The sequence below is a fragment of the Algoriphagus terrigena DSM 22685 genome (assembly GCF_000429445.1).
GTDB lineage: Bacteria > Bacteroidota > Bacteroidia > Cytophagales > Cyclobacteriaceae > Algoriphagus > Algoriphagus terrigena.
Genome location: NZ_AUBW01000021.1, coordinates 85,768 through 102,633 on the forward strand (window position 1 = coordinate 85,768; position 16,866 = coordinate 102,633).

A 16,866-nucleotide genomic window follows, 5' to 3' on the forward strand; every position below is an offset into this window, starting at 1 on the left:
CGAAAATGAAGGTTTTCAGTAATCTGCCCTTTTCAAAAATAAAAAAGCTGTATATCCTGGTTTTCGCTCTAGCGGCAGTGTTGACTTTGCCTGGGTCGGTCGTCCTAGGGCAAAGAATAGAAAAAAAGCCTGATCTGAAATTTCAAAGGATATTCGAAGGACTGCTCAACAACCGGGTTTCCGGGGTTTACCAGGACAAGTTGGGGTTCATCTGGGTAGGAACCTACAGCGGTCTTCACAAATACGACGGGTTGAAATTCCGTCCGTATACCAACAGTGCTGACTCCAGCAGCATCAACAATAATTACATTGGGGCCTTTTATGAAGACAGTCATGATCAACTATGGATCGGAACCGGCAATGGAGTAGCACTATACAACAGAGACACGGACGATTTTACCAGATTTAGGCTTCCTACTGATTTTAAGCAACCAGTGGGCGAAAGTAATCTGGTGAATACGATTCTCGAAGACTCAAGGGGCACCCTGTGGGTTTCGAGCGTCGGTTCCGGCTTGTTCTATCTTGACCGTGACAGACAGGAGTTCCTCTCCTATGGATTGGATGCGAATATCGTCATCAATGGGATGGCCTATGGAGACGGAGATATACTTTGGCTGGCCACATTTCAGCACGGGCTGGTCAAGCTGAATACCGCCACGTCAAAAACAGAATATTTCCAACACGACCCTACCGACTCCCAATCCATCAGCTCAAACCATGTGAAAACCGTAGCTGTGGACAGGGACGGAAACCTATGGGCGGGCACCCGAAGCAATGGTCTCAACAGGATGACAACACAACAGGGCAAGGTCAGCTTTGTGCGGTATGCGCACGACCCTGCTGACGAGCACAGCTTGTACAACAACGCCATCTACAAGCTTTATGTAGACCCAACAGGCAACCTCTGGACTTGCAATGAGAACGGTGGATTGCATCTGTACGACAAAGAAATGGATGCTTTCTACCGGTATCTGCATGATCCAAAGAACCCGACCAGCCTGACGTTGAACTCAGTTTGGAATATCTTTCAGGATAACCAGAGCAGGTACTGGGTGGGCACAGCGCAATCGGGGATAGATCTTGCGGATCCCTATGCCTCGAAATTCTCCCACTATTTTAATAACCCAACGAACCCGGAGAGTCTGAATAATGACATTGTCAGGGATTTTTTGGAAGCAAAAAACGGAAATATATGGGTAGCCACTGACGGCGGAGGGCTGAATTACTTTAACCGCGAAAAGGGTACTTTTAAAAGCTACAGAAACAACCCGGGCGACCCACGGTCACTGCGCTCGGATGCGGTGATCAGCCTCAATGAAGATTCGGAGGGAAAACTCTGGGTGGGCACTTGGAACGGCGGGCTTAATATCTTGGCCGATGAGCACAAAGGTACCTTCATCAGTTTCCAGGAATGGATCAAAGACGACACCTATCCCATCCGAAATGTTTTCGACGTCCATTTTGACGAAGATTATGTCTGGATAGCGGCGTTCGATGAAGGCTTGTACCGCTATGACAAGAGAAGAAACGAGCTTCGTCTATTTAAAAGTGACAAAAATGAATCTGACGGCATCTCTTCAAATCTCACGCTCCGGATTTTTGAGGACAGCCGCAAAAATCTTTGGATAGGAACACACGCGGGCGTGAATGTGATCCGTGCAGAAGATAAGGTGGAAGGCAAATTCAAAGTTTATCAGCTTTCAGAATCGAACCCCAACAGCATTCCGAGCAATTCCATCCGGCAAATCTTCGAAGACCGAAATCAGAACATCTGGATCGCTACAGACAAGGGCCTTTCAAGATATATGCCTGAAGAAGATAACTTTATCACCTACGATCAGGAGGATGGGCTGCCAGTGAATGAGATTACCTCCATCGTCGAGGACGATCTTGGATTCCTGTGGATCGGCTCGATTAGGGGTATATCAAAGTTTGATCCCGTCGGTCAAACCTTCAAGAACTTTGGTAAAGCCGACGGTCTCCAGGGGAATGAATTCTCCAGATATTCGGTCCTAAAAACCAGAAAAGGGGAATTGCTTTTTGGCGGCCTGAATGGGTTTAATCTGTTTGATCCCGCCCATCTTACCTCCAATCTGCACGCGCCGCAAGTGTACCTGACAGACTTAAAGCTGTTCAACAAATCTGTGGATTTCAAATCACCTGGCACTCCTCTACAAAAGCACATTTCGGCAACCGACACACTAAGACTTTCCCACAGAGAGAATGTGTTCTCCTTTGATTTTATCGGATTGAATTACAGCAATCCGGAGCAAAATCAGTATGCGTATTTCTTGGAAGGATTTGACGAGGACTGGAATTATGTAGGTACGCAGCGAAATGCCACTTACACCAATCTGAACCCCGGCACCTATGTGTTCCGGGTCAAGGCGTCCAACAGCGATGGAGTATGGAACGAAACAGGAACATCCTTGGTGCTGGTCATATCACCACCGTTCTGGAAGACAGCTTGGTTTATTACGCTCGTATCGTTTGTTGTGGTCAGCCTTTTGATCATTGTCTACAAACTGCAGGTCCGTGCCATGAATCAGCGAAACAAGCAACTTGAAAACAAGGTCAAAGAGCGGACTACTATGCTGCAGCATGCAAATGCTGATCTGAAAAAACACATCGATGACAAGGACAAACTCCTGTGCATCATAGGACATGATTTGAGAAATCCCTTTTTCTCAATCATAGGATACATGGAGCTTTTGGAAGACGAGTTTAAAAACACGGACAATTCGGAGCATCTGGAGAACATCCAATATCTCCTGAATGTCTCCCGAAACACCCATAATCTTCTGGAAAACCTGCTGCAATGGGCGATTAAGGAAACCACGATTTTTGAAGTGAAACCCCAAATGATCCAGATGAGCCAGATAGTGAAAGCTGCGGTAGATATGGTATCATCCCAGGCTGACTATAAGAAAATCACACTAAAAAAGTCGTGTTCAGAGGAGATATTTATCCATGCTGACCGGAATATGATCCTGACGGTATTGAGAAATCTGATATCTAACGCTATCAAGTTTTCCGATGAAAACTCCAGGATAGAGATCTCGGTGAGCGAAAAGTCAGGAGATGTAATTACCTCGGTACGAGATTATGGCACCGGCATGAGAGAAGCTGTGCTCAGCAAGCTTTTTTCAGAGTCGAACACTCAGGCGCCTGGCACCATGGGCGAGGTGGGAACTGGCTTGGGACTGGTCCTATGTCAGGAAATTGTACAAAAACACGAAGGAAAAATCTGGGCTCAAAGCACCCTTGGAAAAGGAAGCACTTTCAACTTTTCACTGAGCAAGTATGAGTCAGCTGAGGTCGCGGTGTAGTTTTTAGCTTCTCTTTTTTTGTCTCGGAGGGGAAATTCCCGATGAAAAACCGCATTTTTAGGTTCCACGAAATGCCCATCTGACATGTCCAACATCAACCTCATCATCGAAGAGCGCGCCGCAGATATCGGCAAGTTTCTCGTCGGAAGACTTTTACCTTTTCGCCAGAAGCGCATGATTGGCCCATTTATCTACATCGATCACATGGGACCTGTCAAGCTCAACGAGCGCGAACAAATGGACATCCGGCCTCATCCACACATTGGGCTTTCGACGCTTACATTTCTCTTTGAGGGAAGCATCATGCACCGCGACACGCTGGGAAACGAAGTGGAGATCAAGCCTGGCGCGGTCAACTGGATGACCGCCGGCAAGGGCATCGTCCACTCAGAGCGGACGCCAGATTATCTACGACACGAAGACAAATTGATGCATGGGCTACAGATTTGGGTGGCGCTGCCGAAGGATCTGGAGCAGATGGATCCGGAGTTTTTTCATGTCGAGGCTGACAAGCTCCCAACATGGAGTGAGAACGGAGTCGACTTCAAATTGGTGGCTGGAGAGGCATTTGGACGCCGCTCTGCCGTGCCGGTTTACAGTAACCTGTACATGCTGGAGATCAAAAGTGAGGAAAAGCAAGTCCTGAACATCGGCGAACATCTCTTTGGAGAAAGCGGCCTCTACATCCTCGAGGGAGGAATCGAAAGTGAAGGAAACACCTTTGGCCCAAAGCAAATTCTGGTTGCCAAAGACAGTAAGCTTTGTGAGTTTACCATCGAAGCCAACAGCACTGTTTATATCTTTGGAGGCGATGCATTTCCAGAGGAGCGGATTATCGACTGGAACTTCGTCTCCTCCAGCAAGGAACTGATCGACGAAGCCAAAGAAAAATGGGATGCCCAGCTATTTGACAAAATCCCCGGAGACGAGGTGGAGTTTGTCCCCTACCCCACACTCAAAAAATAGGATCGCGGCAAGTCACATCAACTATCCTCCAGTTCCCCAAGAAAAGCTTCAGCTTTTACTCTCCTAGCTCTCAAAAAGGGATTGTAAGGGGAAGATCTTTCAAAGTTCTAACTAAGTCCAACCAACCTATTTTGAAAATTCTCTTTGAAACTCTGTGGTGAAAAACTTTTAAGCTTTCCGGCTAAAAATTAAAAGGCGGCCCTTTTCAGAGCCGCCTTTTTAGTATATAAAACTCTCGCAATTAAGCCAGATCGAATCGATCCAGATTCATCACCTTAGTCCATGCAGCGACGAAGTCCTTGACAAACTTCTCTTTGGAATCAGCACAGCCATACACTTCCGCGATAGCGCGGAGTTCTGAGTTGGAGCCAAACACCAAATCCACTCGGGAAGCCGTCCATTTTGGTTCGCCGGTAACCCTGTCGCTTCCTACGAAGAGATTTTGAGTATCCGTAGTCGCTTTCCAGGCAGTGCGCATATCCAATAGATTCAAGAAGAAATCATTGGTCAGTGCACCTGGTCGATCGGTGAAGACACCATGTTTGGAATGATCAAAGTTGGTGTCCAAGACTCGCATCCCGCCTACTAAGACGGTCAGCTCGGGAGCAGTCAAGGTCAGCAATTGGGCCTTGTCGATCAGCATTTCTTCCTGAGAAACTCTAAACAGCTTTTTGGAGTAGTTTCTGAAGCCATCAGCCAGAGGCTCGAGTACTGCAAATGATTCCACATCGGTTTGCTCCTGTGAGGCATCGGCACGACCTGGCGTGAAGGGAACTTGGATGTCGAATCCAGCATTTTTTGCAGCTTTCTCCACCGCAGCAGAACCAGCCAAAACGATCAAGTCAGCCAATGAAACCTGCTTGGCTTCATTACTTGAGTTAAAGTCATTTTGGATTTTCTCCAACGCACTTAGCACCTTAGACAATTGAGCAGGATTGTTTACCTCCCAGTCTTTTTGTGGTGCTAGACGAACTCTGGCGCCATTGGCACCACCACGCTTGTCAGATCCGCGGAAAGTAGAGGCGGACGCCCAAGCAGTGCTGACCAATTCAGAGATACTCAATCCTGAATCAAGGATTTTTGCTTTAAGGGCTTCTATTTGTTCCCCTTCAATCAAGGGATGGGTAACCGCAGGAATCGGGTCTTGCCAGATTAGATCTTCAGCCGGGACTTCAGGTCCTAAGTATCTGGATTTGGGACCCATATCGCGGTGAGTCAGCTTGAACCAAGCTCTTGCAAAAGCGTCAGCAAATTCATCGGGATTCTCCAGAAAGCGTCTGGAGATCTTTTCAAATCCGGGATCAAGTTTCAATGACAAATCCGTCGTCAGCATCATTGGTCGATGCTTTTTGGAGCTGTCAAAAGCATCCGGAATAAAAGCATCGGCATTTTTCGCTACCCATTGATGAGCTCCTCCCGGACTTTTGGTCAACTCCCAGTCGAAGGCAAAAAGGTTTTCGAAGAAGTTGTTGCTCCACTGAGTGGGGGTTTTGGTCCAGATCACTTCCAAACCGGAAGTCACGGCATCTTTTCCCGCTCCTGAACCATAGCTATTTGCCCAGCCAAAACCTTGGGATTCGAGAGAAGCGCCTTCTGGCTCAGGACCTACATGCTCAGAAGTCGCCGCGCCGTGTGTCTTTCCAAAGCTGTGTCCTCCCGCTATGAGAGCCACAGTTTCCTCGTCATTCATGGCCATCCTACCAAACGTGTCACGGATGTCTTTAGCAGAGGCTACTGGATCAGGATTTCCGTCGGGACCTTCCGGGTTGACGTAGATCAGCCCCATGTGAGCAGCTGCGAGTGGTTCTTCCAGGTTTCTGGAGTGGGTTTTACCATCGGCATCGTCATCTGAGACCAAAACGCCGCGATCATCGGCAACACCGGGAGAACCGTGCTCATAGCGCAGATCACTTCCAAGCCAATTTTTTTCCGATCCCCAATACACCGACTCATCTGGCTCCCACACATCCTCGCGTCCTCCGGCAAAGCCAAAAGTCTGGAATCCCATGGTTTCCAATGCGACGTTTCCGGTTAGGATCATCAAATCTGCCCAAGAGATTTTTTTACCATATTTCTGCTTGACTGGCCAAAGCAGTCTTCGGGCTTTGTCCAAGCTGACGTTATCCGGCCAGCTGTTCAACGGCGCAAAACGCTGCATTCCAGCTCCCGCGCCGCCGCGGCCATCGTGTATTCTATAAGTGCCGGCACTGTGCCACGCCATCCTGATAAATAAGCCCCCATAATGTCCAAAATCCGCCGGCCACCAATCCTGAGAATCAGTCATCACGTGACGGAGATCTTCTTTCACAGCTTCCAAATCCAGACTCTTGAATTCCTCTGCATAGTTGAAGTCTTTGCCCATTGGATCAGACAGCGAAGAGTTTTGTCTCAGAATGCTGACTTTTAATTGATTGGGCCACCAATCTCTATTTCTGGTACCACTACCGGCAGCTTGTTTCTGTTCGGCAGGTGTATCAGAATAGCCAAAAGGGCATTTTCCTGCACCTGGCCCACCAGAGTTGTGATCTTTCATTTCTGACATTGTCTGTTAGTTTAAAATGGTCATTTAAGGTAAATACTTTTAAAACTGAACCCAAATCAACTTATCTGTTGCCGATAAGTCAAATTGATTGTTTTTATGAATTGATAGCTATTTCCTATCACCTGGCGTGCATTTTCCGGCAGGCCTTTTATATCATTTATCTTCTTTTAAAAATCAGTGGGAATTCGAATGTAGTCACCCTTGCTTGGCGGTATTTTCCGACAAACGAAAAGGGTACTTGTTGATGTCGCTCTCCATGTCAGAGCCGAGCGTGTTACTATCGCCCATATCTCTATTGAATAATTTTCTCACTGATGCCTACGAAAGTACCAAAATGAATTGTTATATGAATATTTTTTCGATTGATAAAAACTATGACTCTTGTCGTTGAACCACTTTAAATGAACTTCAGCAGTGAGAAATTTATCTTGGGAATCCGGCTTGATGCCGGAAAACTGAAAACACGACACAACGTGCGGAACTCAAGCCAGCTATTTCTTTTGCGCAGCCATCCATTCCATGATACTGACAGGTCTTCCGTCTAGCAAGACCGGCGAACCATCAAAGTCTGTCCGGGCCACATTGGCATGGGAATATATCCACGACCAATGGCCGGGGTAGCGATAGTCTTTCCCACCGTAAAATCCGGTGATGTCCGTGACGTGATCGTAATAGCTGAAAATCACATCTTTTGCTCCTGCCTTTTTTAGTCTTTCATATAGCGGCACCACCGTTTCCTCTGATTTGGTGGTATTGTCATCTTTGGAATGGACAAACCACATTGGCACATTCTTGATCTTTTGAATCTGAGCATCGCTGACAAACTCATTGCTATAAGCCAAGGCACTGATATAGCCTGCGGCAAAATAATCCGGATGCTCCAAGATCAGCTTCAAAGACATATACCCGCCGTTTGAACACCCTCCCACGTAAATGCGTGACGCATCGATCTTGGGATTGGACGCCACGTAATCTTTGATCAATGCCATCAATCCTTCATTGTAAATGTCATTGGTCTGCCCTCTGGTCATGCCATCAGGCCCTTGCATCCAGAAAGTAGGTGCTTGCGGTACAAGCACGAATGCTCCTTCGCCAAACAGCATCTGGATTTCGTCTGAGGCATAGTTGGCAGCTCTGTTTCCCAGTAGAGGAATTGTCGGATCAGTTCCGCCCTCGCCGCCGCCATGAAGCCAAATGATCAACGGAGCTTTTTCCTGTAAGCCATCCGGAGAATAGGAAGCGTAAGCCATGGTCAAATTGTCGTTGTATTTGTATTTCCCGGTCAGGTCAAACTTATCGACCAAGGGCATGATTCGGCCGGATTCGGTGTCCCAAACTTTGCCGGTTTTGGTATTGGTGACTTGAAGCTTATAGTCGATCCAGACATTTCCCAAACGTGGAAAATACTGAATCGGAGAGCCAATTGCCTGATTCGGGCTTACAGCAAGGACAAGCGTAACATGATCGCCACTTTCTACCCGAGCTCCATTTGCATCCGAAACATAGGAGTACACGACAGATCGGGCACCCGAGGCATTTGCAGCGGGAATTTCACCTTTGTCTGATTTGCGGGTGGCTGTGATTGAAAAATCCGAAGCATCGGCAGAAGTTACAGTTTCGCCTAAACTCAGAACTACCTTGTTCACCGCAGGCCCCCAGTCAAATCCCTCCACCACCAGTTTGTATTCACCGGCGAACGGAGCCACGCTTTCCGTTTCAGTACCTACTGTCAGAGCTTTGGCATCCAGGAAAAAAGTCCAGGCCAATAGAGGCAGGATCAATAAAAGTTTTAGTTTTTTCATAGGTCTAAATTTTGGGTTGAGAGTCAATGATAAAAGGTAGCCAATCAAGGCAATTTTTGCATTTTTTTTATTTGAATGGCCGTGATTTAATCTTTATCTCTTCGGGGATAAAAAGTTAAGAATCCGGCTCAGATACAGAGAAAATTTTACCCGATCTGCCTATTTCTCTCAAACCGGACTATGCCGAAAAATCCGATCGAAACGACCGGTTCGAATAGCCCATTTTCCTGAGAAAGCCGTTTCACTTTCACCCTGAAGTCAGCAAACAGTTCTCAATATTTAAAAATCGGGCAGCTTTTACACGCTGTTCGGATTAAAATTCCAGCAACTTTTGGCTAACTTGACCTAAATCAAGACAAGTCAGTAAACCCAAGATTTCAGAAACATCAAGCTTCTAAATCAACATGCTTCAAACAATCAGTCGAAAAGAATTTTTGGCACAAATGGGACTCTTGGGCACGTCCGCTCTACTTTTCAACGCCTGCGATTTCAATTCGCTTCGGCAGAAGGGCATCGAAGGTGCCGCCCCTATCATCGACACTCCTCTGGATACAGAGGACGTTTTTGCCTACATCCGAAGGACCGCAGGAGAATACGACCAAACGCTTTATCGCCAGATCATCGGTGCTGCCAACGAGTTTAAGGAAGGTGACCTGACCCTTGGGATCGCCGCGGAGTCCGAGACTTCCCGCCAAAACGCCCGAAGTCTTTTGGCAAATACCACCATCGGAGACCTCAAGACAAACAGCCTTTTTACCGACGAGCTCTACGAGTTGATCGCAAAAAATACAGCAACAAACAGCAAGCTTGACAGCTGGACTCTCGGTGAATTGAAGGTATTTCTACTTACCAAAACCGAAGCTGAGATCAAAGCCATCATGCCCGCTCTGTCCAGCGACGTGATCGCCTGTGTCGTCAAGTTGATGGACAACGACGAACTGATCCAAGTGGGACAGAAAGTGTTCAATCCCATCCCCGGCACGCAGATCGGCAGCAAAGGCTACATGAGCGCCAGAGTGCAGCCCAACTCCCCCACAGATAATCCTACCGACATCGTCTGGCAGGTTTTTGACGCGTGGAGCTATGCAGTAGGTGATCTGGTCTTGGGAACAAATCCAGTCTCCAGCGATCCTCGATCGGTCGCAGAAATCGAGAAAGCACTCTTTGAGGTGCTCACCACTTTTGGCTTGGAAAAGACCATCTCCAACTGCGTGCTCTCCCACATCGATGTCCAGGCCGAGGCGGAAAAAATCTATCCCGGAACCTCTGGAATCTGGTTTCAGAGCATCGCCGGTACAGTCAATGCCAATCAAACCTTTGACGTGTCGATCGACAAGATGCTGGCGCACATGGAGAGCCGAACCGGGCAATTTGGGCTCTATGCCGAAACCGGCCAAGGCGCAGACTTCACCAACGGACATGGCGAAGGCTTCGACATGGTGGTGCATGAAGCAAGAAAGTACGGCTTCGTACGGGCCTTGCAGGCGAAGCTTTCCGAAGGAAAAAGTCCCGAAGAGACGCCTTGGGTGCATGTAAATGATGTAGCTGGATTCATCGGGCCGGAAGTCTTCAAAAGCAAAGAACAACTCGTCAGATGCTGTCTGGAAGACACAGTGATGGGCAAACTGCACGGATTGACCATCGGTCTGGATGTGTGCTCGACGCTCCACATGGATGTCTCCCTGGATGATCTGGACTGGTGCATTGCCCAGATCATGCCGGCGAATCCCGCTTATCTGATGGCTTTGCCTACCAAAAACGACCCGATGCTGAGCTATCTGACGACCGGTTTTTACAACCACGTCAAGATCCGCGAACAGTTTGGCTACAAGATCAACGACGCGATGTGGGACTTTTTCAAAAAGATCGAAGTCATCGGCGCCGACAACCGTCCCACCGAGCATTTTGGCGATCCGACTTGGGTATATTACCAATACCAACTCGCCAAAAAAGATCTGAGAACCAAGGAGGAGATTTTGGCCGAAGGAAGAAAAACCATCGCCGAAATTGAGGAACGGGGCGTCCCGATCGCGCAGGGTTTTGGAGAAAACGTCTGGGATCTGAATCCCGAACTCGACAAAAAGATCCATGAACTCTACGAGGACGCCAAGGTCAGCCTTTGGGCTGAGATGCCGAGTTCATTCGTCCAAGCTATTCCTGCTGCCATTCCGCTGATCACCCAAAGCAAGGACCGCAAGGACTACGTCTATCATCCGGAAACCGGCGAAAAACTCAGCAAACAGACTTCTGATCAGTTGACCGCGATGCGGACCGGATGGGGAAGTGAAGCTCCAGACCTTCAAATCGTCATCTCTGACGGTCTCAATGCTTTGGCTTTGACAGACGATAATCATCTCTTTCCTTTTCTGGAAAATCTGACCGCTCAGCTCAAGTCCAGGGGCTATCACATCAGCCCGCAAAACGCGGTGTTTACCCACGGTCGGGTGAGAGCGGGATATGCCACTGGGGAAGCGCTTTTTGGAAATCTTCCGAATTCCGAACAGAAAAAAGGCATCATCCACATCATTGGCGAGCGGCCCGGCTCAGGCCATCACGCCTTTTCTGCCTACATCACCGCGGCTCCGGTTGGGCTGTGGAGCACCCAGGGGAAGGTCGACCACGACATCACGCGTGTGGTGTCTGGAATCTCTGACACCTCGCTCCGACCGACACTTGCCGCGGAGGAAGTCGCAGAGATCTTTGACGGCTTATTCCAGAAAAAGGGGCTCGAAGCATCATCCGTCGCGTAGCAAGGTTTTGCTTGCAAATCTCGGCATCCCTTGGAAAAACCTTCGGATCCTACCGCTAAAAATCCATGATCTGCGCCCTTTTCTGTGAGAATCTGTGGGGGTTAGCCCTAAAACTCCAAGCTAAAGTTGCCTCCACGACGGAATTTACCGAGGTCAAAAGCAGGCATGGCTCTGCCTGCAAAATGGGTCTTCTTGGCAAATCGAAACAACGTCTGAATGCTTTCGGCCAGCACACCGCTGCCTTTCATTCTTCGTCCAAACTCGTTGTCATTGACCTTGCCGCCATGCAGCTCTGCGATCTGGTTCATCACTTTCTGACTGCGGTCCGGGAAATTTTTCTCCAACCAGTCCCTGAAAATCTCCTCCAACTTACCGTTGAGCCGGACCACCGTCATGCCTGCACTGAGCGCTCCGTGGTCGGCAGCGGCTTTGAGAATCGCCGGAGTTTCCTGATTGTTCAGCCCTGGAATGATCGGCGCATTCATCACTGCTACCGGCACTCCCGCTTTGGCCAAGGCCTCGATGGTCTTCAGGCGCTTTTCCGCACTTGCAGTCCGAGGCTCCATCTTTCTTCTCAGGCTTTCATCCAGCGTGGTGATGGATATATACACCTGCACCAAGCTATCCTTAGCCAGATCCTGAAGCAAATCCAGATCGCGGAGGATCAGGCTGTTTTTGGTAATCATACCCACAGGATGCCGATACCGGGCAAAAACCTTCAGCAATTCCCGCGTGATTCCCATCTCCTTTTCCAAGGGCTGATAGCAGTCGGTATTGCCGGAGACCGAGATCGGAGCAACCTTCCAGCTGGGGTGAAGAAGCTGCTTTTCGAGTAGTTTCGGAGCGTCGGGCTTGACCATGAGCTTGGTTTCGAAGTCCAACCCCGCCGTATAGCCATAGTATTCGTGGGAGTTTCGAGCGTAGCAATAGATGCATCCATGCTCGCAACCCTGATAGGGATTCAGCGAAAAGCTCAGCCCCAAATCCGGGCTTTTGACCGGATTGACGATCGTCTTGGAGCGTTCGATCCGAATTTCAGTCTTTGGAGGAAGCAGCAGTTCCTCGTCCAAACCCTCAATATGATCCGTCACCACGCGGTTTTGCAAAAACCGGTTTCCCGACTGAATCTGTGCTCCTCTCCCTTTGAAATATTCCGCTTCCATGTCACTCAAAATGTCAAACCTGTTGCCCTTAGTATAGGGAGTTGATCTGAGAATCGGAAGGGACTGACTGAGAATGTCGGAAAGTGATTAGCAAGGATGGTTAGAAGCAAGTATGTTAAGATACCCTGTTGATCTGTGGATAAAGTTTCGGGAAGCCTGCCTTTTCCCAAATCCCAACGTCCTCTTCGAAAACCTCTCTAGCGGACAATTTTCAAAAAGGAAAGATCAGCAAAGCATGCTGGCTGACCGTGTTGAAATCCCGCCAGACACGGTTGAGTTCAGTGTGGGTTTTGGCAGCTTCCAGACCGGCAAAAGGATACAGCTTCCCATTGGCCTCCCGGCAATTTTGGGTTAACTTCCTGCTTATCCGGCTGACCATTTTTAGCAGAGAATTGGCGATTTTCCCTTTTGCATCCAGCTCGTCGCACGACTCCTGAACCAAGTTGTAAAACGCCTTTTTGAGCTTCTCCAGCTTCTTTCGCTGTTTTTTAATAAGCTTTTGAAAATGCTTCTGATGCCTTTTGTCGTACTTCCGGTATTCGTGTCTCCTCCAAAAAGCCTGCTCAATCAGGTTGATCAGGTGGTAGCTGATCCCCAGAAGATTCACCGCGAGCGTCGCCTCAGCAAACTGCAAAAAGGGGTAGCGAAAAACGGGATTACCCAGTGTGACTTTCTCCGGATGGATCTCAAAAACCCGATTACGCGGCACCGGGCAGTTTTCCACCTTGAAAGCATGACTTCCCGTCGCAATCATCCCCATGTAGTTCCAGCCATCCAGGACTTGGACTTCGTCTTTCTTGAGTATAAAAGCTTTGACGACAGGATTTCCTTTTTTGTCCAGAAGAGGCTTGCCGCCCTCCAGCATCTCACAGTTTGCTGTGAAATGGCTGGCATGCAAAGCGCCCGAGGCATAGGTCCAGCTTCCCGAGATCAGGTAATTTTCGCCAACGAGATCCGCCTTTCCACCCACAAATCCACTTCCGGCCAAACAGACTTTTGGATTGGCAAACACTTCCTTGGCAAGCTCCCTTTCCATAAAACCCACAAACCAGCCAGCGCCCGCGCAAAGCGTCACGGTCCAACCCAAACTTCCGTCGAGTTGGGCCAATTTTTCCTCGATACGAAGTGCAACCACCAAGTTCAAGCCCAAGCCGTCCAATTCTTGGGGGACAAAAAGTTTAAACCACTTTTCCTGATAGATCATCTCCAGCCATTCCTGGGAAAGCTGTCCCAGTTTTTCAGACGCTGCCGCGTGCTCGGAATTAAACAGTTTGGAGTGCTTCATGTCTTTTGTTGAGTTCTTTTCTCCAATCCAGATAGCCGAAGATGGCGACTACAAAAAGGAAAAGGGTTAAAAATGAGAACATGTACAGCTGCTTGGAATACAGCAAAGGGATCGCAACCAAGTTGGAAATATTCAGCCAAATCCAGTTTTCCAGTTTGCGCTTGGCCAAAAGCCACATCCCTGCCCAGGCTGTAGAAGACACAAATGCGTCAATCACGGGCACATCGGAGTCGGTAAAAGTCGTGAGCATGAAGTACAGAAACCCCCAGCCGATGACGGCGATCCCAACCGTGATAGCCAAATCCCTCCCGTCGCTCTTGCTGATCTGCGAGGCTCCTGACTGGCTGCGGTTTTTCCAATTGGCCCAGCCATAGATGCTCATCACGAGGTAGTAGCCATGGAGCAAGGTCTCCGCGTACAGCTTGGAATCCAGCAGCAAGATCGAGCCGCATAGAATCCCGATGATCCCCGTCGGATAGAGCCAGATGCTGTTTTTCTTAGCCAGAAGAACTTCGGAAACCCCGAAAGCGACCGCGGTCCATTCCAGGATGCCGGTGTTTTGGATTTGCTCGAGAAGCAAACCAGAGTCGAATGTGAAATCCATTTGAATAATTTTTAGTCATTATTCAAATAAGGGAGAAGTAGATTATCGATCCCTACGCCGGCATTACCCGGATCAGGTGCTCGGCAATCGCTTGCCGATGGGTATGATCTCAGCCCGTCATGTTAGGGCACCCCTTAATTGATGGCTTGAAGATAAGTTAAAACGCTACGATATCGGAAATGAAATCCGATTTATTCGCGCAGATTCTAGTTAAGGGGTCTACAGACCATAGTCCACAGCCGCCACTTTGCAAGGCCTAGACGCTACTTCGCTTTTCTTCTGAAGCCAAAAATCTTTTGTCGACAAAAAGGAGGAGGCTCTGATTTTACCCCTCCTCCGCTGTGGACAGTCGGCTGTTAACTGACTGTCGACTAGAAACTATTCGTATCTAAGCGACTCGATTGGATCCAGTCTGCTGGCTTTGTACGCAGGAATATACCCGGCGATCAATCCTACAATGATACAGATCACGAATGAGATGATCATCCAAAGCCAAGGAACTAAGAATCCTCCGGGGCCGATGAAATTGGCAATGACGTTCCCGATAGCGAGACCCAACAGCATCCCAAAGATCCCTCCGATAATACAGATCACGATCGCTTCGATCAAAAATTGCTGACGAATCAAGAGTGGTGTGGCGCCGAGTGCTTTTCGGATACCGATTTCCCGGGTTCTCTCAGTCACAGACACGAGCATGATATTCATCAGACCGATGGACGCACCCAGTAGGGTAATGAAGCCGATTCCAAAACCGCCAATCCGAAGATATCCGGCCACTTCTTCCAGGCTTTCTGCCACCGATTCGCTTTTCGTCAACTCAAATGAATCTTCTTGAGCGACTCGATCCTGACGGATTTTTCGCATGATCCCGACGGCTTGCCCCATTTCGTAGTCGATCTTGACCGGATCCGAAGCCACTCCCGTGATTCTGTAGTTGAAGTTGCCACCCTTGTCCAAGCGGGCCGCATTCTCGATTGGGATCAAGATTTGACGGTCTGCGCCCTGGTCCTGTCCAACTCCGCCTTGCTTGTCCAATACCCCCACAACGGTATAAGGCCTTCCCAAGAAGTTGATTTTCTGATTGATGGCATCTTCACCCGGATTGAAAAGCGTCTCTTCGAGCTCCTTTCCGATGATGGCTACAGAGGTGCCGTACCGCACTTCCATGTTGCTGAAGTTTCTTCCTTTGGCAAGCTTCATTGCTTTGATCGCCAGGTAGTTTTCATCGCCTCCCCTCACTCTGATATTTGGATTGGTCTTCTTGGAGCCGCGCTTCACTTCTGCAATTCCAGTCACCGAGTTGAACACCGTGGAGATTCCGATGGCGGCGTAGTCTTCTTTGAATTTTCGTGCTTCTCTGAACGTGATGTTCGGGTAGGTTTTTTCGGTCTTCCCGTCTTGCACCACCCTGCCTCCATTGAATCCTTTGTTTCTAACATCAAACGAATTGGCTCCCAAGCCGGCAAAACTCTCCGAAATCTGGGCCTTGATCCCGTCAATCGCTGTCAGCATTCCCACCAGCGAAGAAATCCCGATGGCAATGATCGCTCCGGTCAGGACGGTTCGAAGCAAATGTACTTTTACAGAATTAAGTGCCTCGCGGACATTTTCGATCAAATTCATGGATTGTTCGTTTTGGAACAGCTTATTGAAAAATTACTCGGTAATCGGATTAATAATACACAAATACGGAAGATTTGGGCGGATGATTGACATTTTTTATGAGTTCATGATCCGGGAAAAAGAGGTTGTAAGCTTTCAACCCAACCCTTCTTCGCATTCAATTCACTTTTTCCGGTTTCAATGCATGCGGTCCCCGCGTACTTCGAGGTTTTTCAAGACGTCAGCCTCATAGGCCAGCCATTCTTGCCAGCGCAGATTGACTTTCTCGACGTCCTGATACTTTCGGGCCAATTCGATGAAAGTCACATAATGTCCAGCCTCCGAGATCATGAGTTCGTAGTAAAACTTCTGAAGCTCCACGTCTGCGATATTCTGGGACAAAAGCTTGAAGCGCTCGCAACTCCTGGCTTCGATCAGCGCGTTCAGAAGTAACTGCTCCGTGAGTTGCTGCATGCGGCTTCCCCCCTTTTTCACAAACTCTTGGAGCTTGATCACGTACTCGTCTTTTCGGGGAAAGCCAAACTTCATCCCCCGCTTCCGCAGCTGAGCCAGCACACGTTCGAAATGTCCCCACTCCTCGGCCACAATCGGGGTCAGCGTATCGACCAACTCCTCCAGATCAACAAAGCGCAGGATCAAACTGATGCAGGAGGAGGCGGCTTTTTGCTCGCAGTAGGCATGATCTACCAAGATATCCTCGATCTGCATCTCCGCAATCCCAACCCATCTAGGATCGGTCGGCAGCTTCAGATGAAGCATTTTCTGTCTGGTGCTTTCTTCCCAAACCATGGGTATTTAAGAT

The 16,866-nt window shown here is 48.7% G+C and carries 10 protein-coding genes; 3 read left to right on the forward strand and 7 right to left on the reverse strand.

The window, feature by feature from the left end:
- Positions 1–5: 5 nt before the first annotated feature.
- Positions 6–3,329, forward strand: coding sequence for a ligand-binding sensor domain-containing protein (locus G459_RS0118535; RefSeq protein ID WP_026968983.1), 3,324 nt, complete (start codon positions 6–8; stop codon positions 3,327–3,329).
- Positions 3,330–3,413: 84 nt separating this feature from the next.
- Complete coding sequence (locus G459_RS0118540) at positions 3,414–4,295, forward strand: pirin family protein (RefSeq protein WP_026968984.1); 882 nt, start codon at positions 3,414–3,416, stop codon at positions 4,293–4,295.
- A 241-nt stretch (positions 4,296–4,536) separates the two neighbouring features.
- On the opposite strand, the gene katG is transcribed toward G459_RS0118540, so the two are convergent.
- Both katG and G459_RS0118550 read right to left on the reverse strand, forming a co-directional pair.
- Complete coding sequence (katG, locus tag G459_RS0118545) at positions 4,537–6,828, reverse strand: catalase/peroxidase HPI (protein ID WP_026968985.1); 2,292 nt, start codon at positions 6,826–6,828, stop codon at positions 4,537–4,539.
- 500 nt (positions 6,829–7,328) lie between these two features.
- Positions 7,329–8,639: a prolyl oligopeptidase family serine peptidase gene (locus G459_RS0118550; RefSeq protein ID WP_026968986.1), complete on the reverse strand. Its 1,311-nt coding sequence runs from the start codon at positions 8,637–8,639 to the stop codon at positions 7,329–7,331.
- Between the two features lie 404 nt (positions 8,640–9,043).
- On the opposite strand from G459_RS0118550, the gene eutB reads away from it, so the two are divergent.
- On the forward strand, positions 9,044–11,389 hold the full coding sequence (gene eutB / locus G459_RS27905) for an ethanolamine ammonia-lyase subunit EutB (protein ID WP_084454573.1): 2,346 nt from the start codon (positions 9,044–9,046) through the stop codon (positions 11,387–11,389).
- Positions 11,390–11,496: 107 nt separating this feature from the next.
- On the opposite strand, the gene G459_RS0118560 is transcribed toward eutB, so the two are convergent.
- The 5 genes from G459_RS0118560 to G459_RS0118580 form a co-directional block, all read right to left on the reverse strand.
- The gene (locus G459_RS0118560) at positions 11,497–12,552 is read right to left on the reverse strand and encodes a PA0069 family radical SAM protein (protein WP_026968987.1); all 1,056 of its coding nucleotides are present in this window, start codon (positions 12,550–12,552) and stop codon (positions 11,497–11,499) included.
- A 211-nt stretch (positions 12,553–12,763) separates the two neighbouring features.
- The gene (locus tag G459_RS0118565) at positions 12,764–13,837 is read right to left on the reverse strand and encodes an acyl-CoA dehydrogenase family protein (protein WP_026968988.1); all 1,074 of its coding nucleotides are present in this window, start codon (positions 13,835–13,837) and stop codon (positions 12,764–12,766) included.
- Positions 13,815–14,441, reverse strand: a complete 627-nt coding sequence (pnuC, locus tag G459_RS0118570) for a nicotinamide riboside transporter PnuC (RefSeq protein WP_026968989.1) — start codon at positions 14,439–14,441, stop codon at positions 13,815–13,817. Before pnuC ends, G459_RS0118565 begins: the two co-directional genes overlap by 23 nt.
- 378 nt (positions 14,442–14,819) lie before the next feature.
- Entirely contained in the window at positions 14,820–16,064 is a 1,245-nt protein-coding gene (locus G459_RS0118575; protein ID WP_026968990.1) for an ABC transporter permease, read from the reverse strand.
- A 177-nt stretch (positions 16,065–16,241) separates the two neighbouring features.
- The gene (locus tag G459_RS0118580) at positions 16,242–16,853 is read right to left on the reverse strand and encodes a MiaE family protein (RefSeq protein WP_026968991.1); all 612 of its coding nucleotides are present in this window, start codon (positions 16,851–16,853) and stop codon (positions 16,242–16,244) included.
- Positions 16,854–16,866: the final 13 nt, after the last annotated feature.